18 protein-coding genes are annotated in these 19,921 nt (G+C 46.0%); 2 read left to right on the top strand and 16 right to left on the bottom strand.

Translation table 11 applies throughout. The features are described 5' to 3' along the window. Nucleotide 1: 1 nt before the first annotated feature. The 11 genes from ACODJP_RS08345 to mraZ form a co-directional block, all read right to left on the bottom strand. Nucleotides 2-964, bottom strand: coding sequence for a DNA-processing protein DprA (locus ACODJP_RS08345; RefSeq protein WP_422480440.1), 963 nt, complete (start codon nucleotides 962-964; stop codon nucleotides 2-4). A 32-nt stretch (nucleotides 965-996) separates the two neighbouring features. Next, nucleotides 997-1,914 carry a tyrosine recombinase gene (locus ACODJP_RS08340; protein ID WP_422480438.1) on the bottom strand — a complete coding sequence of 306 codons (918 nt, stop codon included), beginning with the start codon at nucleotides 1,912-1,914 and terminating at the stop codon, nucleotides 997-999. Next, a complete protein-coding gene (ftsZ, locus tag ACODJP_RS08335; RefSeq protein ID WP_422480436.1) occupies nucleotides 1,914-3,164 on the bottom strand; it encodes a cell division protein FtsZ in 1,251 nt (416 codons plus the stop codon). Before ftsZ ends, ACODJP_RS08340 begins: the two co-directional genes overlap by 1 nt. A gap of 33 nt (nucleotides 3,165-3,197) precedes the next feature. Further along, nucleotides 3,198-4,442 carry a cell division protein FtsA gene (ftsA, locus tag ACODJP_RS08330; RefSeq protein WP_422480434.1) on the bottom strand — a complete coding sequence of 415 codons (1,245 nt, stop codon included), beginning with the start codon at nucleotides 4,440-4,442 and terminating at the stop codon, nucleotides 3,198-3,200. Between the two features lie 165 nt (nucleotides 4,443-4,607). After that, complete coding sequence (locus tag ACODJP_RS08325) at nucleotides 4,608-5,501, bottom strand: hypothetical protein (protein ID WP_422480432.1); 894 nt, start codon at nucleotides 5,499-5,501, stop codon at nucleotides 4,608-4,610. Then, nucleotides 5,494-6,690, bottom strand: a complete 1,197-nt coding sequence (locus tag ACODJP_RS08320; RefSeq protein WP_422480430.1) for an FtsW/RodA/SpoVE family cell cycle protein — start codon at nucleotides 6,688-6,690, stop codon at nucleotides 5,494-5,496. Before ACODJP_RS08320 ends, ACODJP_RS08325 begins: the two co-directional genes overlap by 8 nt. 26 nt (nucleotides 6,691-6,716) lie before the next feature. Next, nucleotides 6,717-7,751 (bottom strand): phospho-N-acetylmuramoyl-pentapeptide-transferase, encoded by a 1,035-nt coding sequence (gene mraY, locus ACODJP_RS08315; protein WP_422480428.1) that lies wholly within the window; start codon nucleotides 7,749-7,751, stop codon nucleotides 6,717-6,719. An 8-nt stretch (nucleotides 7,752-7,759) separates the two neighbouring features. Next, nucleotides 7,760-9,133 carry a UDP-N-acetylmuramoyl-tripeptide--D-alanyl-D-alanine ligase gene (locus ACODJP_RS08310; RefSeq protein ID WP_422480426.1) on the bottom strand — a complete coding sequence of 458 codons (1,374 nt, stop codon included), beginning with the start codon at nucleotides 9,131-9,133 and terminating at the stop codon, nucleotides 7,760-7,762. A gap of 4 nt (nucleotides 9,134-9,137) precedes the next feature. Beyond that, on the bottom strand, nucleotides 9,138-9,458 hold the full coding sequence (locus ACODJP_RS08305) for a hypothetical protein (RefSeq protein ID WP_422480424.1): 321 nt from the start codon (nucleotides 9,456-9,458) through the stop codon (nucleotides 9,138-9,140). After that, nucleotides 9,451-10,392, bottom strand: coding sequence for a 16S rRNA (cytosine(1402)-N(4))-methyltransferase RsmH (rsmH, locus tag ACODJP_RS08300; RefSeq protein ID WP_422480422.1), 942 nt, complete (start codon nucleotides 10,390-10,392; stop codon nucleotides 9,451-9,453). The genes ACODJP_RS08305 and rsmH overlap by 8 nt, the downstream gene beginning before the upstream one ends. Before the next feature lies 1 nt (nucleotide 10,393). Continuing rightward, nucleotides 10,394-10,855: a division/cell wall cluster transcriptional repressor MraZ gene (gene mraZ, locus ACODJP_RS08295; RefSeq protein WP_422480420.1), complete on the bottom strand. Its 462-nt coding sequence runs from the start codon at nucleotides 10,853-10,855 to the stop codon at nucleotides 10,394-10,396. Nucleotides 10,856-11,123: 268 nt separating this feature from the next. On the opposite strand from mraZ, the gene ACODJP_RS08290 reads away from it, so the two are divergent. Beyond that, on the top strand, nucleotides 11,124-11,363 hold the full coding sequence (locus tag ACODJP_RS08290; protein ID WP_422480418.1) for a hypothetical protein: 240 nt from the start codon (nucleotides 11,124-11,126) through the stop codon (nucleotides 11,361-11,363). A 6-nt stretch (nucleotides 11,364-11,369) separates the two neighbouring features. Here ACODJP_RS08290 and ACODJP_RS08285 read toward each other — a convergent pair whose 3' ends face one another. Together ACODJP_RS08285 and ACODJP_RS08280 are read right to left on the bottom strand one after the other, a co-directional pair. After that, nucleotides 11,370-12,980, bottom strand: a complete 1,611-nt coding sequence (locus ACODJP_RS08285; RefSeq protein WP_422480416.1) for a glycoside hydrolase family 57 protein — start codon at nucleotides 12,978-12,980, stop codon at nucleotides 11,370-11,372. 2 nt (nucleotides 12,981-12,982) lie between these two features. After that, entirely contained in the window at nucleotides 12,983-13,720 is a 738-nt protein-coding gene (locus ACODJP_RS08280; protein ID WP_422480414.1) for a DUF4912 domain-containing protein, read from the bottom strand. Between the two features lie 149 nt (nucleotides 13,721-13,869). On the opposite strand from ACODJP_RS08280, the gene ACODJP_RS08275 reads away from it, so the two are divergent. Next, nucleotides 13,870-16,215 (top strand): DUF3536 domain-containing protein, encoded by a 2,346-nt coding sequence (locus ACODJP_RS08275; RefSeq protein ID WP_422480412.1) that lies wholly within the window; start codon nucleotides 13,870-13,872, stop codon nucleotides 16,213-16,215. Nucleotides 16,216-16,240: 25 nt separating this feature from the next. Here ACODJP_RS08275 and recN read toward each other — a convergent pair whose 3' ends face one another. From recN to ACODJP_RS08260, 3 genes are read right to left on the bottom strand one after another with little or no spacing between them, the layout of a single operon-like run. Then, on the bottom strand, nucleotides 16,241-17,896 hold the full coding sequence (gene recN, locus ACODJP_RS08270; protein WP_422480410.1) for a DNA repair protein RecN: 1,656 nt from the start codon (nucleotides 17,894-17,896) through the stop codon (nucleotides 16,241-16,243). Further along, on the bottom strand, nucleotides 17,889-18,758 hold the full coding sequence (locus ACODJP_RS08265) for an NAD(+)/NADH kinase (protein ID WP_422480408.1): 870 nt from the start codon (nucleotides 18,756-18,758) through the stop codon (nucleotides 17,889-17,891). Before ACODJP_RS08265 ends, recN begins: the two co-directional genes overlap by 8 nt. 9 nt (nucleotides 18,759-18,767) lie before the next feature. Next, nucleotides 18,768-19,799, bottom strand: a complete 1,032-nt coding sequence (locus tag ACODJP_RS08260) for a DegT/DnrJ/EryC1/StrS family aminotransferase (protein WP_422480406.1) — start codon at nucleotides 19,797-19,799, stop codon at nucleotides 18,768-18,770. Nucleotides 19,800-19,921 lie beyond the last annotated feature (122 nt).

Raw genomic sequence — 19,921 nt, 5'->3', positions numbered from 1 at the left:
ATTATGGAAAGTCAGCGAACCCAAAGGTATGGCACCCCAATCGAAAAGGATACCATCCATGGTCATTCCGACTTGATACAATGACTGTTCTTGAGGCTTTGTATTCGACACTTGCATGCTTCGCTATATCTGAAAGCCCCCTTACCACTATAGCTCCATCTTCCGAAAGCTTTTTCGTCCCAGCACTACCGTTGCCCATAACTCCTGCCTCATGCACCATAACATCCCTCCCCTGTCTAAGAGCGAGATCAGCCGTAAGCAGAGCTCCAGAACCACATGGAGCCTGAATAACAATCGTAACGGGTGAGAGAGCGGAGATAATCCGATTCCTCAAAGGATAGCGCCATGCAATGGGTGCTGAGGAAGGATGAAACTCACTCACACAGGATCCGCCGTTTTCCAATATCCGATCGATCAAGAGTTCATCACGGATCGGCAAATTCCCCAACCCTCCACCCAACACGGCCATGGTATTCCCTTCTGCGGCTATACATCCTTCATGAGAGGCCTTATCTATTCCTCTCGCAAAACCAGAGATTACTGGAGTACCAGAATCACCACATTCCAAGCCTAAAGAGAACGCTGCGATCAATGCTCTTTCCGATGCATTTCTCGTACCTACGATCGATAAAGAGGGTTCTCTAAAAGTAAGAGGACCTTTGTGGCAAAGGAGAAATGGCGGATTTTGGATATGCAGCAAAGATTTTGGATATGCGGGTTCTCCATAACACGTAACCCGATTTCCAGGTTTTTCATACCAGGAGAGGAAACTTTCATACCACTGAGGAGCTGCTTTGCGTTTTAGTGACGTAATATCCTTCATATCAAGGACAGTTTTAAGTATATCGGCATCCAATGACAACAATTGATCGATATCCACTGGAAGAGAGACCAATTTAAGTCGCTGGGCTGTATTCAACTTCGGCAGGCAGGAAATCGCAATATACTTTTCTCTATCATCCATGCCTGATTAACGTCTGCAAGAGGAACACTACTTCACTTCTTGTCCGGTTCTCCCTCCGGATGGAATCTCCTGTAGGTCTGCAATAGATCTTCGGTGTCGGAGTGTGTATAGATCTGGGTAGTTCGGATATCACTATGGCCTAACAATTCCTGGACAATCCTCAGATCAGCTCCACCTCTGAGAAGATGAGAGGCAAATGAGTGTCTCAACGTATGTACCTTTGCATCTACCCCAGCTAGTTCGCAATAAGATTTAAAACGTTTCCAGACAAGCGCACGGGTGAGCCCCTTACCTCGTCTCCCGATAAAGAGAGATCTCTCATGAATATGGACACCCAATAATTTGGGGCGTGATTCCATAAGATAGGTATCTAACGCTTTCTGTGCATAGTCACCGACAGGAACCATGCGCTCCTTGTCGCCCTTGCCTACAACCCTGAGTAATCGATCATCGTGAAGATAGTCCGATATCTGGAGGCTACATACTTCCGATACGCGCAATCCACAGGAATAGACCAATTCAAACAATGCTTTGTCCCGTATACCCAATCCAGCGCTATCGGTCGTATCAATAACCGCCAGTATGGCATCCACCGCATCGTACGATACACTTATTGGCAAGGTTTGGGGCATTTTCGGCATATCAATCAAAACAGTGGGATCATCCTCTCTGATGGAGACATCGTTGAGGTATCGATGAAAAGATTTGAGCGCACTCATATTTTTCCCCTGGGTCCTTTGGGAAATACCGTCTTGTGTAGAGCGCTGGATCAAAAATGAGGTTATGTGCTCCGCAGATGCCTCTTCAACAGTAATTTTACGGGAACGAAGAAATGTAAGATACCGTGTGATCTCTGCAGTATATACCGCAATCGTTGCCGACGAAACTCGTCTGTCAACAACGAGATAATCCCGAAACTCTTCTAGCAATGCCGAATCAATAGGATGCATTATCCTTGGGAATCCCCATCCTCACCCCGCTGGTATCGGAGTACAGCAGGAAAACTATAATCGTTCGATTGCTGTCGGTTTCCCAATTGCTGTTGCAGGTCCTGCCAACGATTGACGGTGATGACTTCCTCATCTTGTTCGTCTTTCCCTGTCCTCGCGGATGCTGCAGGTTGCTGTCTTTCACCCTGTGGAGGCTGCTTTGGTTGTAGAGTCGGTCCCTCGGCTTTTCTTCTCTTATAGTCGATCACTTCGATCTGTTCCTCGAAATCTTCGTGTGGACGTTCAAAACCAGTTGCTACAACCGTTACCTTGATCTTTTCCCCCAACTCAGGATTGTATGCCTGTCCTGCAATGATTAAAGCATCCTCTGCGCAATTCTCAGTAATCAATTCGACTACATCCTGGTACTCTTGCAAAGTGAGACCATCACCACCTGCGAGGTTTACCAATACCGATTTAGCTCCATCAATACTTGCATTCTCGAGCAATGGATTATTGATAGCGGCACGTGCGGCATCCACAGCCCGGGTAGTCCCCTCACCCACACCGATTCCCATGAGAGCGTCACCACGCCCTTTCATTACCGTCTTTACATCGGCGAAATCAATATTGATCTCCCCAGGTTCGGTAATCAGTTCACTAATTCCCTGAACTCCCTGTCGCAAGACATCGTCTGCTAGGAGGAAAGCTTTTTTAATCGGCGTGTTGTTTTCCACAACCTTTAGGAGATACTGGTTAGGAATGAGAATCAAGGTATCGACCTGTTTGCGTAATTTCTCTATTCCTTCAAGTGCAAGCTGGAGTTTCTTTTTACCCTCGAAAGCGAATGGAGTGGTAACTACAGCAACAGTAAGGGCGTTCACCTCACGTGAAATCTCTGCCACTACCGATGCACCACCGGTACCGGTACCACCACCCATTCCGGCGGTTATAAACACCATATCCGTATCGGTGAGAAGTTTTTTGATTTCTTCACGACTCTCTTCGGCAGCTTTTTCACCTACATCTGGAACTCCCCCAGCTCCGAGACCTCCGGTAAGCTCCCTACCCAAGGGCATTCTGATCTGGGCATTTGATCGTTGAAGAGCCTGGATATCGGTATTCATAGCAACGAATGTGACTTTCTTCAGTCCACTGGCAATCATCCGGTTGATCGCATTGCCTCCAGCACCGCCGATTCCGACGACTTTTATATCGGTAGGTGGAGTCTGTTCATTCTGCAGCAAATCTTCTAGCATATCGAAATCCATGTATAGTATCCTCCAGCGAGTTTCTCGCAAATCCTAGAATATGGTACGGAAGAAACCGCGTACTTTCTTTCCGAAGGAACCGGTCCTTTTCGTATGTTCAACTTTGGTACCACCAGAAGCATACTGGTCCCTGATCCGTCTAGCTTCAGTCATTACTAATCCCAAAGTAGTGGTATACCGCGGATTAATGTAGGTCCGGTCCAATCCATGCAAAGCTTCCGGGAAACCGATCCTAGCAGGCAATCGGAAAATTTCTGATGCCAATTCTGTCGCACCGGAGAGGAGTGCGCCACCTCCGACCAATACTACGCCACCACCAAATGATCCTCTGACCTGTTTCTTTTCAAGTTCCACCTGCAAGAGTGAGAATATCTCCGCCATTCTCGGCTCGATAATCTTGCTCAATTCCTTCTTTGGCATCTTTATAGAGGGTAATCCACCTATCTGTGGAATGAGCACTGCATCTTCATCCGATACCGAAGGTATATGGCAATTCCCATATTCACACTTCACCTGTTCGGCAATCACTTTGGGTTTATTTAACAGGTAGGCAATATCACTCGTGACATGGGATCCTCCGAGGTTGACTCCACCAGTGAAGACAGGAGCACCATTGGCGTAGACAATCATATTCGTAGTCCCACCGCCGATATTGATGAGAATTGTACCCATCTCCTTCTCCTCTAGACTGAGGACAGCCTCTGCATCGGCCAACTGTTGAGCGACCAGCCTTTGGACCTGAAATCCCGCTCTCTGGATACATTTGCGTTCATTCTGGCAGACAGAAGAGGAGCCTGTGACGACTAAGACCCTACTTTCAAGCCGATGGCCAAGCATATCGATAGGATCTTTGATCCCATCCCTTCCATCGACACGGAAATCCTGAACCAGTGTGTGGAGAATTTCTCTATCCAAAGGCATCTCAAAAGCACGGGCTACCTCAAGGGAGCGGAATATGTCCTCCCGTTTAATCTCTTGATCCTTGGCATTGATTCCTACCACACCCTGGGATGGGATTCCTTCAATATGGTCTCCACCGATTCCAATAATAATCTGCTGGATATCGGCTCCGGCCTGCAATTCGGCCTCTGAAATCACCGAAGTGATGGTCTTTATAGTCTGCTCGATATTGACGATTGCACCACCACGAACGCCCTCCGAAGGCCGTTCGCACATACTGTCAACCATGACGGTCCCATCAGCACCAACCGTTCCGATCACGGCACGTACCCAAGAGCTTCCAATATCCAGTCCCATCATGATCCTATCTGTGCCCAAAGTAATACCTCCGAATGGAAGGCCTCAATACCCCGGAGTAAGCCCAAAGGAGAGCTCTACGACCCGAACCGTCCAAAAGGACGAGGTATGGTACCTTACGTTCCCTACAATCGCTTAGGAGAAGTTCTATTGTCTTGCGACCTCTCCAGTTGTTCCGTTGCCGAGTCAATTTCTACTCACCAACGACTGAGCATACAAATCATATCGCAACTGGCCTATAAGGGCAATATTGCGAGTCCAATCATGCTCATGTTCCAGTCTAATCAATCGCAGGGCATCGTGCAACCGTGATTCGGAAACCGGTTCACGAATATACAGTTTACTATTGTATGCCGGCATATCCAAGACCATATGTCCGAAGGTCTTTCCAAGACTTTCTTCGTATTTCACTCTGCCGATGATACGAAATCTTCCATCCTCATCCATTCCCATCCCCGAAGCAAGGGCAATTGCCTGTCCTATACCTTCATCGAGCCCATAGGATCTCAGGTGTTCTCCGTAGGACGACCCGACCTCGACAACGAAGACTCTATTACCATAGGCCTTGAAATCTTCGATATCTATGGGGAGCAAGGTATCGTTCTCCACGATATAAATCCCTTCGACTGAATCAGATTCATCCACTACCGCAACAAATGTCGCAGGTTGCGCGATTTGCAAATCGATTGAGATTGAGGAGAAGAGCCCCCGCTTTACCTTAGCATGAGAGACAACGGCTAGTGAGGAAAGTTCTTCTTCTAACCGTTTTGGTTCCCCGGTCATCAAGGATTCTCCGACAATCCCATCTGCCATTTCTTGGGCTTGTCTCGGAATATGTGAAAAACCACCGGTGACAGTGAAAGAAATAGATTCAATATCGAAAAGGGGAATAAATCGCAACGAGAAGAAAAACAATCCCAAGATCACAAGAACGATCAAAGTAACCAAGGTGAGGGTCTTTGTCTTGTGACGTCCTCTTCTATTTCCATCAGCTGCAAAGACCTGCCCAGCATAGTTCGGTTCGCGAAGACTGTTTCGATGAGAGTCGTAGTCGAATCCATGCAAGTAGGCATTATCCATAGTAGGAGCTCTCCTTCTCGTCTTGGATCATACATTTGTAGAGAAGTCCACATTCACACAGGATCATAAACAGATTTGTACCCCCCTGACTGAAGAACGGAAGCGGAATTCCCGTGGGAGGAAGCAACGATGTCACTACAGAGAGATTTACCAAAGCTTGCCATACGATCATGAATGTGATCCCAAATGAAGTATAGGCTATGAAATATTCTTTCTTCCGTCCATAACGGTAGGCAGTGGAAAAACCTAATACTGCGAAAGCAATGAAGAGGAGAAAGAAAAGCAGAACACCGATAAACCCCAACTCCTCTGCAAGGGAAGCGAAGATAAAGTCACTCTGGACTTCTGGGATTACGCCAAGTTTAAACGTCCCATTTCCCAACCCTTTTCCAAAAATACCTCCCGAACCAATCGCTTTGAGTGAATTTTGTACTTGCCAATTCAATCCTGTCGGATCAATTGAGGGAAAGAGAAAACTCACGACTCTTCTGATCCGATACGGCTCTAAGAAAAGGAATACTACTGCAGGTATTCCCATGCCAAAAGCGAAGATTCCAATGTAGCGGAACCTAATTCCTCCTGCAAGAAGCATCGCAAGTGAGACGAGGAGAAAGACCAATGCAGTTGAATAGTCACGTTGCATGACAATGAGTAATGCAGAGATCACGATTGCACCAATGGCGGTAACAAACAAAGGAACCTTCGTACTGTCTTGTCTTTTCCATTTTGTCATCATGGTAGCAAGAAAAAGAACCATGGATACTTTAAGAAGCTCAGAAGGTTGAAAAGATGGTAGTGGCCCAATTTGCAGCCACCTTTTTGCCCCCAAACGTTCTATACCAAAACCTGTGGTCAAGGTAATTATCATCAAGAGGATCGACAGCACCAGGAACCAGGGAATGGCAACTTGTATCCAACGCATGGGGAAATAGCGAATCACCACAAATGCAGTGAATCCCAATAAGGCGAATATCGCTTGTCTAATGAAATAGTATCCAGAGGGGAGATTGTTCCTAAGCGCTTCATCATACGATGCGCTATAGAGGGTGATCAATCCATAGGCGACCAAGGCAATCGTGACACAGACGAAGAGAAACGCACCCAAGGAAGACCCTTGAATTTCGCTTTGTTTTCCCTTGAAAGCAACAGTCGGTTGTGTCTGGATGTCATCGTATTGGTACGTTGCCATTGCGATTGCTCTACGGAAAGAGAGAATCACCGATACTTAATCATGAACAGAATGCCAGCGAAGGCCGTAAGGACGGCACTGGCAATCTGGAACCGGGTTACAATCCTACTCTCCGATACCCCCTTCTTCTCAAAATGATGATGCATAGGCGCCATCTTGAATATCTTTTTATTGAACATACGAATCGAAATTATCTGCATAAATGAGGAGACACATTCAATTATGAATACTCCCGAAGCAACAAGGATGGTGAGCTCAATTTTCATCAGCAATGCGGAAATCGCAATCAAAGCTCCAATTGCATGGCTACCAACATCCCCCATGAAGACCTGGGCTTTCGGTCCGTTGTACCATAGGAAAGCTAATAGTCCACCAAAGGAAGCCGATAAAACGATGAACAAATCGGAACCTCCGGCACTGATTGGATTCTGGATGAATTCTCCATGCATCCCAGTCCCAAAAAGGGCAGCTAGTATGGCGAGAAGGATAAGCGGACTGAACGATACCCCAGTAGCTAGACCATCAAGCCCATCGGTGATATTCACTGCATTTACGAACATGACCATATAGAACAGGAACGCGATGGGATACCACACACCAATATCCCATGATATCGCAGGATTCCAAGGATGGGCGACGACAGTCGATACCAGACCGGAACTTTTTGAGAGTAACCACAAAATGAGTGCTGCAGTAAGTATCTGCATTCCCAACTTTCGGGAAGATCTGAGACCCTGGGATTCTTTTTTTGTAAGCTTAGCGATATCGTCCATAAGTCCGACAATCGCGAATGCCCACATAGCAATTAATGGGATATAGGTATATGGCTCGCTCATAGTTCCAAACAACCAGACCGAGACCGTAGTGCCAATGAGAAAGAACAATCCTCCAGCGGTGGGAGTCCCGACCTTGGCGAAATGAGATTTCGGTCCATCCGGATTGATCGGCTGACTGACACCATGGGCTTTCATCCGACCGATATAGAGGTATCCGAGTACCATGGAAAGGACCCAAGAAACCAAGAGAGCCGATAATGCTGTGAGTACCATCCGTGTCTGCATCGAGCCCCCTAGGCAATTGAAGATATGACTGGAACCAACCGTTCCATTGCCATAGCCCTTGAGCCTTTCACCAATACGAGATCCCCTTTGCGGGTATCTTCCAACATCTTTCTTTGTAAGACTTCGTAATCATCTGTGAAGAACAGATGTCTATCGAAACCCAACTTTTTCAACTCCTGCCAGGCACTCTCCATCTCGCTTCCATAGAGGTAGATATCATCAAGCCCACAGCTAATAAGTTTTCTTGCAACCTGACGGTGAGCTGCATCGGATGATGCTCCCAATTCCTTCATGGACCCCAAGACAGCCAACTTACGACCATTCCAGGGAAGTGTACCCATGTAGTCGAGGATAGTTTCTGTCGAATCGACACTCGAATTATAGTAATCCTCGATTACCGTAACGGGACCACCTACAATCCTGCTACGTCCAGGGACAGAAGAGAATCTTTCTAAGCCACCAATCACATCATCTACATTGGCACCCATGGTCTGGGTTAAGGAAATGGCAGCCAAGGCATTCATCAGATTATGCTTACCGACTGCACGTATATGAATCGCTTGGTTATGATAGACAATCTTCCAACCATCTAACCCCAAGGATTCGATTTCACCGACACCTTCTGTACTTGCTATACCGAACGGAAGAGGATTTATCTTTCTCAACTTTTCAATATAGCGTGACCAAGAGCTGTTTTCTGCAATAAATGGTGCGCTGATATCGGGATGAAACAATTTGCTCTTCTCTTTTGCAATCACCTGCATGGAACCCATCTTCCCAACATGAGAAATTCCGATATTAGTGATGATTGCGGCCTCAGGACGCCAGATATCGATCATCCTATCCATCTCACCGACATGATCGACACCCATTTCAAATACACCGTATTGTGTTTCTCCATCAATCTCGAAAACTGAAATAGGCAATCCTATCTCGCTATTGAAATTTCCTGGTGTCTTTGCTGTTTTTCCCATCTGCGATAGGATAGATGCTACCATCTCTTTGGTTGTTGTCTTACCACAACTCCCGGTAATTCCTACTCGTCTTACCGATCCATGCTCAGTAACGTGAGCCTTGGCCATTTGCTGTAATGCTGAAAGTGTATCTTCTACTACAATTAGCACCTTAGAGGGATCTGTAATTTTGGCCTTTATTCGATGAGCATGTTTTGATGAGACGAGCGCACAAGAAGCTCCGTTGGCAAATGCATCGATTACATAGTCGTGACCATCCTGTAATTGTCCAGAGAGTGCGACGAATAGCGAACCCGAGCCAGCCTTCCTTGAATCGATCGTGATGGATGAGATTGGAGGAAAGTGGCCATCACCCAGAATAGATCCTTCTGCCATCTTCGCTAATTTTCTACAGTCCATTTTTTTCATGATCTCACTCCTGCACCACTACGATCTTGGCTTCATCGAAGAAGATCTTCTCGAGCGAAAGTCCCTGTAATACCGATTGTCGTAGTGTGACTTCCGGTAGACTCATCTCGGTAAGTTGCGATTGGAGCAGTCGTCTCTCTTCATCTATAAGTACCGACTGGGACGCAATCTGGTTCTGTTGTAGTTGCAGTTCCCGACGCCGTGCCGATTGCGATACCGGAACAACGAGAGCTAAGAAAATCGCAACAAGCATGGAAATAGCCATAGCCTTCTCTTTTATGCTGATACTTGCTGTATGTATGATTCCTTGGTCGTTTTCACTCATCGCTAGTCTCCAATTTTTGTGCTACCCGAAATTTCGCACTCCGTGAAGGAGGATTTTCCTTACACTCTTGTTCGGTAGGAACAACCGGCTTCTTGGTTATGATCTTGATAGCCGGTTTCCCATTACAGGTACATCGTGGAGCTTCGGGAGGACAAATACACCCGTCGGCTTTTCTTCTGAACAAGTATTTGACGGGACGGTCTTCTAACGAGTGGAAGCTGATCACTCCAACCCTTCCATCAGTTCGTAATAAATCTATGGCTCGTTCTACAGCAGGAACTATCCGATCCAATTCACCGTTCACCGCGATACGGAGAGCTTGGAAACTCCTTGTGGCGGGATGGATACGGCCGTAACGATAGGAGGAGGGAACCGATCGGCGTATCAGATCAGCCAGTTCATCGGACCGGATAATTGCCTGCGTTTTTCTTGCATTGCATATAGCTGCAGCGATGCGCCGACTATACCGTTCTTCACCATAATTGTAGATGATGTCGGCTATTTCCTTCTCAGGATAGGTATTGATCAATTCTGCCACCGAGATCGAAGAAGAGGTATCCAGACGCATATCGAGATCTTCACTTTTGTTGAAACTGAATCCTCTTTTTGACTCTTCATAGTGGAATACCGATATCCCCAGATCAAACAGGATTATCGCTGGGGCTTCTCCTTCATAGTTTGCCAAGTAGTCGTCGAACCACGTATTGACTGCCTCAAATCGATCTCCAAAGATTGACAACCGATGTTTTGCCTTCCCGATGATGACAGGATCCCTATCCAACCCAATAACCCTTAACTGAGGATATGTGGACAAGAAAGCGAATGAATGACCACCCTCACCAAGAGTGCAATCGATCATCAAGGGGTTTGGACCCATCGGATTGAGGTACTCGAGGGCTTCCTGGGCAAGTACTGATGTATGGACGTAATCCATATCAGTACCCCCCATCTTGCAAAAGGGAGCTCAAGCTTTGAGATGCAGCGGAGAAGGAAGGTTCACTATCACTAAGGAATTTTTCATAGGAAGGGACACTCCAGAGTTCAAGGTAGGTGCTTATTCCCAAGAGAACCGACTCCTCTTTCACTGCAAGCCCTACACCATCACGTAGTTGCGGTGGAATGAGCAATCTACCCGACTTGTCGATCTCACATTCCATTGCAGGAGCGATAATCCGACGTTGCAAGAGTCGTAGGTTCGCATCGAACATGGCACCAGGACCGTCCATGATCTTTTTCCGAATGTTCTCGAAGAAGGGAGGCAACATGAGCCAAAGACAGCTTTCTACAGCACGGGTAATGATCAGGGCATTGTTGTCTCCAAGCGCCGCACGGAGCTTGGAAGGAATAAGGATCCGCCCTTTTTCATCAATTGTGTTGCGATACTCTCCCGTCAACATTTCCCACCATCCTCATTAAAAGTGGCACAATCTGGGAATCTTTACCACTTCTTACCACAAACTATACCCTTCTTCCCACCAGGGAACAACCTTGAATACGACGGAATATGGGATGGTTTCTCTTGCAATACATGTAAATACTATACAGATGTAGCCCAAAAGGTGTATTTATTTTGACAATATATACAATATCTGTATAAAAACAGAATAAAACTCACCTGTTGCCCAAGATGCAAAAAGTGGGTACTGTACAGCCAGGAGATCGTTTATGTACGAGAAAGATATAGTTGGCAGTTCATACTATGGACGGCGGTCAAAAAAAGGTGGATATGATTGGATTGTGTGCATCGAAGCGGCAGGCTGCTTCATCACCGACCCCATCGATGATTGGGATAAGGATAACGATTATGCAGACGAAGCCCAATCAAACCCAGCGCTCTACGAGAGGCTGGATCTAGAAGAAGCTGCGGCAATCTTAAAGAGGTGGGGGCGCAATCTCCGTCAATAGCAAATCTTAACCGTTGTATCGATTCCTTGTACTTTGGAGATTGAACATATTATAATCGATATCGGGGAATACGATATTTTTCTTCTCAGCCTTCACCAACCACTCGGTATTTACCGCATTCTTGCACATGTTTTCATATACTACATTGAAATTACCAAGATGGTTCCGGAGTCTCTTCTCAGCGTAATTTGCCGATGTTCCATTGTGGATAATGAATGGCCAATCGGAAGCCATGGCCAAGAGAACTTCCCTTGCTGCTTGGTTCAAGAACCGTTTTTTGAGGGAACTCTGGTCAGGGAACCGTAAAGCCAACTCCTCCATACGCTCTATAGCCTTGTGCAGATGACGATATATCCAGACATTGGCACCATCGGTCCATACATCGCTATAGCCACCCTCACCCCAGCTGGAGAACGATGGTTGCAAGACTTGGGACTCTGGATAACGCTTCAGGTAGTCCAACTGTGTTTCGAACGTGATATCATCTGATTTGGCGGCCTTTCGTAATACGGCTTCCAACCAATCGACACCTTCGAACCACCAATGCCCGAACAACTCGGCATCAAATGCCAAGGTAAAGAAAGGATCGCGATCGAGAATTTTATCAAGATCCTCACCCTTCTTACGCGCTGTGTATAAGAAATTCGCGGCATGTTCTGAAACCCGTTTCTTGGCCTCTTCTGGTCTGTAGAAATTTTTATGGACGCCCTTTCCGGTGATCGCAAAATATTTAAAACCGGTAAAAACCCGTACCTCTGGCTCATGGATATATGGTCTAATATAATCCATAGGAAGGTCATAACCGATATCGCGATAGAATTCTCTATACGCGGGGTCAGTTGGATAGCCCTCCAAGTTTGACCAGACCAAATTGGTCAGATGGAAATCGCGGGCAAACCCAAAAACACCATTTGGACATGCTACGGGAGCGTAGTTACCGCGCTCAACTGGTTCTTCAGCGAGGACGAGCGATTGTGCCGACAATTGAAAGAATTCTATCTCTTCCCTTTGCAGATATTCCTCAACTCCAGGATAGTAACCGCACTCGGGAAGCCAAAAACCCTTTGGCCGCTTTTTGAAATAGTTTATATGCGATTGGACAGCCAATTCGACTTGGGCTCCTACCGCGGAGGGATATTCACTGAAAAGGGGAAGAAAGGCATGGGTGGCCGTAGTTGTAATGAGCTCTAGATGTCCCGACTCTTCGAGATCTCTAAAACCACTTAATATATCACATTGATATGTTTCAAAGTATTCTTCTAGGTTCTTAGTGATGTTTTCAAGATACATTTGGGCAAGTTGCTTACATTCGGTATCTTCAGCTCCACACCGCGCAATCTCTTTCTCACCCAATTCCTGGTGCAACCTAAGATAATCGGTAAAACGACCTTGGAGAATCGGGTCTGTGAGCATACTGCAAAGAGTTGGAGAAAGGGAGAAAGTAAGTTTGAATGGCACCCCTTCTGAACGTAATTTTTTAAACATTCGTAGCATGGGCAGATAGGTTTCGCTAATTGCCTCGAATAGCCAATCTTCTTCTAGGAATCTCGGATATTCGGGATGACGGATATAGGGCATATGTGCATTCAGTATGAGTCCAATAGAGTTCTTTGCCATGATCAACCTCCCACCCTTGCGTCCATATGTTCCACGACTTCGTTGAGAAGGGGATTATCGACCATTACACCACCTTTGGTAACAAGCGGTGAGAACAAAAGGGAGAATTTCTCATCATCTTGAGCAAGATTTTGTGCATGATCGAGCCAATAGCTTTTCGGAGTCGCTATCGTATCAGACTGGCAAAGTAAACCCGTGCCATCCTGAAGATCCTGGTAATGCAATGAGACGCTATATACGCGCCCTCGCTCCGGAAGGTTGATATTCCAACTTGTATCGCTTTTACCAATCTCAATATCGTAACTGTCTTCCGGTAATCTTTGGTCGGCTGATTCATGCATGGTCACACGCAAGAAGAACTCAAATGATTCGCATGTCTGGTCCAGTTTCAACAAATCTTGCGTACAGACACTCCAATAGGCATGTGCCCAATAGGGATTCTTGAGTAGCAAGTGTATCCGTGTTTCCGAATAACTTTCCGGAAGTTGTTCTACTCCAGGTAGAGCATTGTTGCCATTATGGTCTTCATGTTCGACCAATGTATTCATGAACCGTCGCTGTGTAGAGGGAGAATAGTACACGCCCTCCCCCGTTATGCCACTTTCATTCTCTTCATAGAGCTCCTGAAGAGCCTCCAGAAGGTCTTCCCGGTCCATCATCTCAGCATCCTCAACTCCTTGTTTGCGCGCTATATACCGCAACTCTCCAAGAGATAAGGCTTCAATGTTGGGTGTGATCATGAAAAACGCTCCCTGGTCTGCTGAAATGCAACTCGTATCATATACAAGCAATTTAATCGTAGAGAAATTGAAACAATTAGTCAACACAACACCCCTTTGGACGTGTAGGCCCTATTACCAGTGAAGGACTAATATGGTACTATAGGAACATGAAAAATACTTGGGAAACCCACTGCGACCTGATTCTTCACGGACATTTCTACCAACCGCCCAGAGAGAATCCATTGGTCGATATTATACCTAAACAACCATCGGCAAAACCCTACTCCGATTGGAATGAGAGAATATATGACGATTGCTATCGGGCAAATGCATTCAGCCGGTATCTCGATGGTTATGGGCATGTACGAGATATAGTGAACAACTATGAATATATATCCTTCAATTTCGGACCGACCATCCTCAGTTGGCTGGAAAAACACCATGAGGCAACCTACAGGAAGATTATTGAAGCAGATAAGAGAAGCATAGAACGACTTGGACATGGAAACGCGATAGCCCAATCATATAACCACACCATCTTACCCCTCTCTACGAGAGAAGATGCTCGGATACAGATACTTTGGGGAATAGACGACTTTGTAAGAAGATTTGACAGAGAACCAGAGGGAATTTGGTTGCCAGAGACGGCGATAAACCCCATGGTGGTCGACTTGCTATCAGAGGCGGGAATCTCTTTTATTATCCTCTCACCATGGCAGTGTTCCCAAGTGGAGACAACCGATGGTAAGATGAGGCAAGTCGATGGAAATTCGGTGCCCTTCGATACACCTTATATACTGGAAGGAGAACAGGGGGGAAAGGTCTCAGCCTTTTTCTACCATCCACAATTAGCCTCTTCGATCAGCTTTGGGCATATGCTCCGGGATGCTGATGCGATGTACAAGGAATTGGTGCATATCGCCAAGGACCAGCATCCTTCATTAATCCATACCGCTACAGATGGCGAAATATATGGACACCATGAACCCTTCGGGGATATGGCGCTAGCTGCGCTTATCCGAAAAGTAAATGACAATGACCGTTTTACCCTCTCTAACTATGCAACGTATCTGGAGCGTCATCCTGCAACCCTGAAAGCGATATTGCATGATGGTGAGGACAATAGAGGAACCAGCTGGAGTTGTTCACATGGGGTTTCACGGTGGTACAAGGATTGTGGATGCCATACCGGTGGCGAACAGGGATGGAACCAAAAGTGGAGAACTCCTCTTCGACAAGCATTTACCGTCCTAGGGGATACTGTGGACACTTTGTTCAAGGAAAAGGTCGATCAATTGTTCCTGCAAAAGGTGAAAGGGGATGATTTGCTGCAAGACTATGCCGCTGTCCTTTCCAAGCATGAATCGATAGAAAACTTCATCTCCCGTTGGGAAGCACGTACTGGAGTAACAATAGAAGATCACCGCATGCTTGCAGAATTGTTGGAAGGCCAGAAATATAAACACTACATCTTTACATCCTGCGGTTGGTTCTTCAGCGATCTTTCTGGAATAGAACCGAGACAAAACATCAATTACGCTGTACGTACCATAGAGCTATACCAGCGCTTCTCCGAAACGGACTTGGAAAAAATGGTCTACCCTTTGCTAAAAGAAGCCAAGAGCAACAAACGCTCAGAAGGTTCTGGCAGAACTATCGCCAAAAGTTATGCGACTGGGGTCGGAGGGGAAGCTGAAGCCGGTGCCTATTTCTTGATGAATAAGAATTTTGCCCGTTCAGAAGACCAGAAGACCACATACGGAAAGTACGCCCTAACAGCCTACCGTTCTGAAAATGATGGCTCATTCACATTCGAGGTACTCGATACCACTACATTGAAACAGGATACTATTGTCGCCCATGTAGATATCATTCCCGATGACGGTTATAAGGTCCAAATGGAGATAACCGACAACGCTTCGGAGCACACCTGTGAATATACTTTCTCGACTTCCCACATACCTCCTCGGATGCTTGATGAGGTATATACATGGATAGACCACTCGTTGAGTCGGATTTCCGATGAAGAACTGGATCATATAGCCAATGATATTCGCCACTACTCCATGTTGGTAAAAAATGGCCGGACGGCACCTTCAGAAACTCTGTATATTGAAAATATGGGAACATGTCTCAGGGCTTTGCGGTCAATATTTACAACACCTGACACCTTGCCATGGGAACATAAGCGCGAGAGTATATCCCACCTACTGGGGTTTATTAAGCGAAAGGGACGACAGAAAGAGTACGATATAGTACACAGCATCTTCTCCCAAGAATTGGCAAGGGTTTCGGTTCTTATCCACAATGAAGGTTTCACCTATGAGCGGGGATCGTATCTTCTTGAAGTCTTGAATGTGGCTCGGGAGCAACAGATCCAACCAATCATAACACAAGCACAAGAAGCGCTCTATCCATATATCATTGGAACGAAGAGAAGGGACTACACTACCCCTCTCACCATGAATCTACTGGATAACCTGCATATAGCACTGAATTTCTCGGCTGATTGATACGGGACTAAAAGCTAAAGGGTGCTTACGATAATAGGGAGCGGGCATGGGCAATGGCTTTCTCGTCATTGCCATGACCGCTGAGCATCCTCGCTATTTCCTGTACTCGTTCATCGTTCTCTACCGGTCGTATCTTAGTGAATGTCCTTCCAGCATCCGTCTCCTTGTGTACCACAAAATGCTTGTCGGCCTTTGCCGCAATCGATGCGAGATGAGTAATTGCTATGACCTGTCTGGTAGTTGCCAATTCTGCCATTTGTTCACCCACAGCGATAGCTACAGCACCCCCAATTCCAGCATCCACCTCATCAAAGACTAAAGTCTCCACATCATCATCTTGTGCAAGAACCGTCTTCACTGCAAGCATCACACGCGAGAGTTCACCACCAGAGGCGATCTCCTTGAGACTCCTCTTTGGCTCTCCCAAGTTCGCCGAAAACAGGAAATCGACTTGATCGGATCCATGGACAGTACGTTGTCGTTCTGTGATATCGATAGAGAATACTACATGAGGCATCCCAAGGTGTGAAAGTCGCGTTGCTATCTGCTCCTGAAGTCTGTTAGCGGCTGCTATCCGTTTATCCCGTAACCGCAGTCCCAGTTGACCAACTAATGTTTCTTGGACTTCGATTTTCTTCGATAGATCATGCATATAGTCATCTGCAACGGAACTTTGCTGTAATTTTGCTTTGGAAGCATCCCTGAATGAGATCACAGCTTCCAACGAGGGACCATATTTCTTCTTCAATCGTTGCAACTGGGCAAGTCTGGATTGCAGTTCATCCAATCGTGCTTGGCTGAAACTCATAGTGGACAACCGATCACGGATAGACTCTGCAATATCCTGGACTTCTAAAAGTGATGTTTCCAATCGGCTGGATAACTCTTCGAGGGAAATGTCAGATCTAGCAGCCTTTTTCGCTGCCTGAACTGCCAGGGCAAGGGTATTTACCGCACCTTCTCCTGTTGAGTTCTTCAGATTGTCATGTACCAACTCAAGACTTTCATGAATCGTCTCATATTGGCTCAACACACCGATTTCAGCCTCAAGTTCTTCATCTTCGTTCGATTTCAGTTGAGCTTTTTCCAATTCTTCCACCACAAAAGAGAGATAATCCTCCTCTTTCGATGCTTGCGCCAATTCCTGCTGTACACGAAGATATTCCTGATGTAACTCCTCTAAAATCCTGTACTCTGATGCATATGCTTGGAGATCTTCTCCTAAATTCCCATAACTATCGAGAACCCTTCTCTGTCTATCACTACTTAAGAGAGACTGGTGTTCATGTTGCCCATGCATATCAAACAGCACATCGGAAATTTCAGATAAATCGCTTCTAGTCACCGGTATGGACTGGATATAGATAGATCCTCGGCCACTTTTTTTCACCACACGCCTAATGAGAAGACTCCCATCCTCTGGGGCGATTCCCTTGTCTACCAATGTAGATAAGATTGAATGGTTCTGTGCAATCGAGACCATTGCAGCAACACTTGCTTCCGAGGCTCCCGTCCTTACCAAGGAACCATCTGCCTTTTCTCCCATGAGAAGACTCATGGCTCCTAGAATTATCGATTTACCTGCACCGGTCTCTCCTGAGAGTACATTGAAACCTTCATGAAAATCGATGTGAATATCCTCGATCAAAGCAAGATTAACGATATCGATACGGTCAAGCATGCATGCCTCCTGACCAGTTCAGCTTATCACGGATGACTTCATGGTAATTTCTCATAGGAGAGACAACCAATAGGGCTTTTGAACGGGCTTTCTCAACTACTACCCGATCTCCCTCAATCAATGGGAAGAAGACCTGTCCATCTACAGTGAGTGAAATTTGAGTTTTCTGCTTCTCTCTTACGACCACTTCAACAACATCCTCACCTGCAATAACCAACGGTCTGTTCGATAAAGTGAATGGACATACTGGGTTGATGATCAGTGCATCCAGATCAGCATCCAGGATTGGACCGCCGGCTGCGAGACTATATCCAGTAGAACCGGTAGGGGTCGCCACGATAATTCCATCACTACGGATCTTTCCCGCATTCGTTCCATTGATCAGCAGATCGAGCGATACCATTTTTGAAATACCAGACGCAGCAATAGTCATCTCATTCAAACCATGTCCTTGGAATACCCGATTCCCGTCACGAAACACGGAAACTCTCACCATCAATCGTCTGGATACTTCGGCAGTTCCCGAGCGGTAATGTTCAAATGCCTCTTTCCACTCATCCTTACAGACTTCAGTTATAAAACCGAAGGTCCCCAAATTCACAGCCAACATAGGAATTCCATAGGGATGCAGTAACCGTGCACATGAGAGTACAGTACCATCACCACCAAGGCAGATAGCGAGATCAGAATCTGTATGCAAAGCAATAGATTCATCCGCATCTACTGTGTAGATACAATCATTGGGAATTCCCAATTCATCCAGATAGTTTTGGATATCTGAGACCAAGGTTTCGGCTTCAACTTTGTTCTTATTGGCCAGAATGACTACCCTTCGGATATTCCTGGCTTGTACTTGTATCATGTACGCCTCCTACGGCAGATGGGAAATGACCTTTTCTATCTGTATAATTTGTTGATTACCTAAGAAAGGATAAAGTGGAAACCTGACCCCTCGTGTTGCACAAGGAATTGCATACGGGAACCTTTCAAAGGCTTCCAATGAATCCGATATTACTGTTTGGGGAAAAGCCATCTCTGTAGCGACCTCGTATCGCAATGCGAACTGCTGAGCTATAGAGGGTTTTGAATCCAAGATGGCGACGAAGCCGTAGCCATTAATCTCAAAATCTATATCCTGAATTCCGAATTGTGTATGACGTGTTTTCATAAGGGCATTACGGTAAGTATCGAGAATCGATCGCCGTTTCTTCAGATTCTTATCAAGTTGGGATAACTGTACTACTCCTAGTGCGGCATTCATACTCGGTAATGCGAGATAGGGATAACTATATTCGAGCAATGTCTCGAGAGAAGACCCGATTTCGGCATCATCGGTCAAGATTGCAGAACCGCCAGCGGTAGATACTATGCATGATTCCTCAAATGAACAGACGACAATATTACCGACTGAACCAGCTTTACGAAGATTGTAGACGCTTGCAAAGCTTTCAGTAATATCTTCAACTATAGGGAGGCCTAATGAATTCCAAGCTGAGTCTGATGGTATATTCCCATATGGTTCATACAGAAGTAAAGCTGAAAGCATGCTGGTATCGTATCTCGATATCTCTTCAAATGAGAGAACACCAGTTTCGGGATCGACATCGAATATCTGCAAAGTAGCACCTAAGGTGTTCGCTACATCTACATAGAATTTAGGAGAGAGTGCACTTACTCCGATAACAGAACCTTTACCTACTCCAATTGCTGTTAAGGCATAAGAGAGTGCATGATACCTATCGCGTAAAGCGAAAACAAAATCTACATCACCCATATAGTTTTTCAAAAGAGTTATGAACTGTTGAGTTAACTCTCCTGGACCGATTTTCTCATCAGCCATGGTTTGCAAGACAGCATCCATATCTTTTCTACGCAATGTGGGTTTTTCCAGTTGGATAATCATGATGTTAGGATAAGTAAGTTACGCAAGTTGCGCAAGTGAATAAACAAAAAAAGGTCCGGCAGCTACCTACTCTCCCGCGACGAACGCAGTACCATCGGCGTGGGAGGGCTTGACTTCCGTGT

This window comes from Pleomorphochaeta sp. DL1XJH-081 (assembly GCF_049310885.1).
Taxonomy (GTDB): domain Bacteria; phylum Spirochaetota; class Spirochaetia; order Sphaerochaetales; family Sphaerochaetaceae; genus CAYZJV01.
This window is presented reverse-complemented; position numbering and strand designations above follow the sequence as displayed.

Excerpts from the sequence above, each read along its gene's own strand:
- ACODJP_RS08345 (WP_422480440.1), bottom strand. The coding sequence starts at position 964 with ATGGATGATAGAGAAAAGTATATTGCGATTTCCTGCCTGCCGAAGTTG.
- ACODJP_RS08340 (WP_422480438.1), bottom strand. The coding sequence starts at position 1,914 with ATGCATCCTATTGATTCGGCATTGCTAGAAGAGTTTCGGGATTATCTC.
- ftsZ (WP_422480436.1), bottom strand. The coding sequence starts at position 3,164 with ATGGATTTCGATATGCTAGAAGATTTGCTGCAGAATGAACAGACTCCA.
- ACODJP_RS08325 (WP_422480432.1), bottom strand. The coding sequence starts at position 5,501 with ATGGATAATGCCTACTTGCATGGATTCGACTACGACTCTCATCGAAAC.
- ACODJP_RS08320 (WP_422480430.1), bottom strand. The coding sequence starts at position 6,690 with ATGGCAACGTACCAATACGATGACATCCAGACACAACCGACTGTTGCT.
- mraY (WP_422480428.1), bottom strand. The coding sequence starts at position 7,751 with ATGCAGACACGGATGGTACTCACAGCATTATCGGCTCTCTTGGTTTCT.
- ACODJP_RS08310 (WP_422480426.1), bottom strand. The coding sequence starts at position 9,133 with ATGAAAAAAATGGACTGTAGAAAATTAGCGAAGATGGCAGAAGGATCT.
- ACODJP_RS08305 (WP_422480424.1), bottom strand. The coding sequence starts at position 9,458 with ATGAGTGAAAACGACCAAGGAATCATACATACAGCAAGTATCAGCATA.
- rsmH (WP_422480422.1), bottom strand. The coding sequence starts at position 10,392 with ATGGATTACGTCCATACATCAGTACTTGCCCAGGAAGCCCTCGAGTAC.
- mraZ (WP_422480420.1), bottom strand. The coding sequence starts at position 10,855 with ATGTTGACGGGAGAGTATCGCAACACAATTGATGAAAAAGGGCGGATC.
- ACODJP_RS08290 (WP_422480418.1), top strand. The coding sequence starts at position 11,124 with ATGTACGAGAAAGATATAGTTGGCAGTTCATACTATGGACGGCGGTCA.
- ACODJP_RS08285 (WP_422480416.1), bottom strand. The coding sequence starts at position 12,980 with ATGGCAAAGAACTCTATTGGACTCATACTGAATGCACATATGCCCTAT.
- ACODJP_RS08280 (WP_422480414.1), bottom strand. The coding sequence starts at position 13,720 with ATGATCACACCCAACATTGAAGCCTTATCTCTTGGAGAGTTGCGGTAT.
- ACODJP_RS08275 (WP_422480412.1), top strand. The coding sequence starts at position 13,870 with ATGAAAAATACTTGGGAAACCCACTGCGACCTGATTCTTCACGGACAT.
- recN (WP_422480410.1), bottom strand. The coding sequence starts at position 17,896 with ATGCTTGACCGTATCGATATCGTTAATCTTGCTTTGATCGAGGATATT.
- ACODJP_RS08265 (WP_422480408.1), bottom strand. The coding sequence starts at position 18,758 with ATGATACAAGTACAAGCCAGGAATATCCGAAGGGTAGTCATTCTGGCC.
- ACODJP_RS08260 (WP_422480406.1), bottom strand. The coding sequence starts at position 19,799 with ATGATTATCCAACTGGAAAAACCCACATTGCGTAGAAAAGATATGGAT.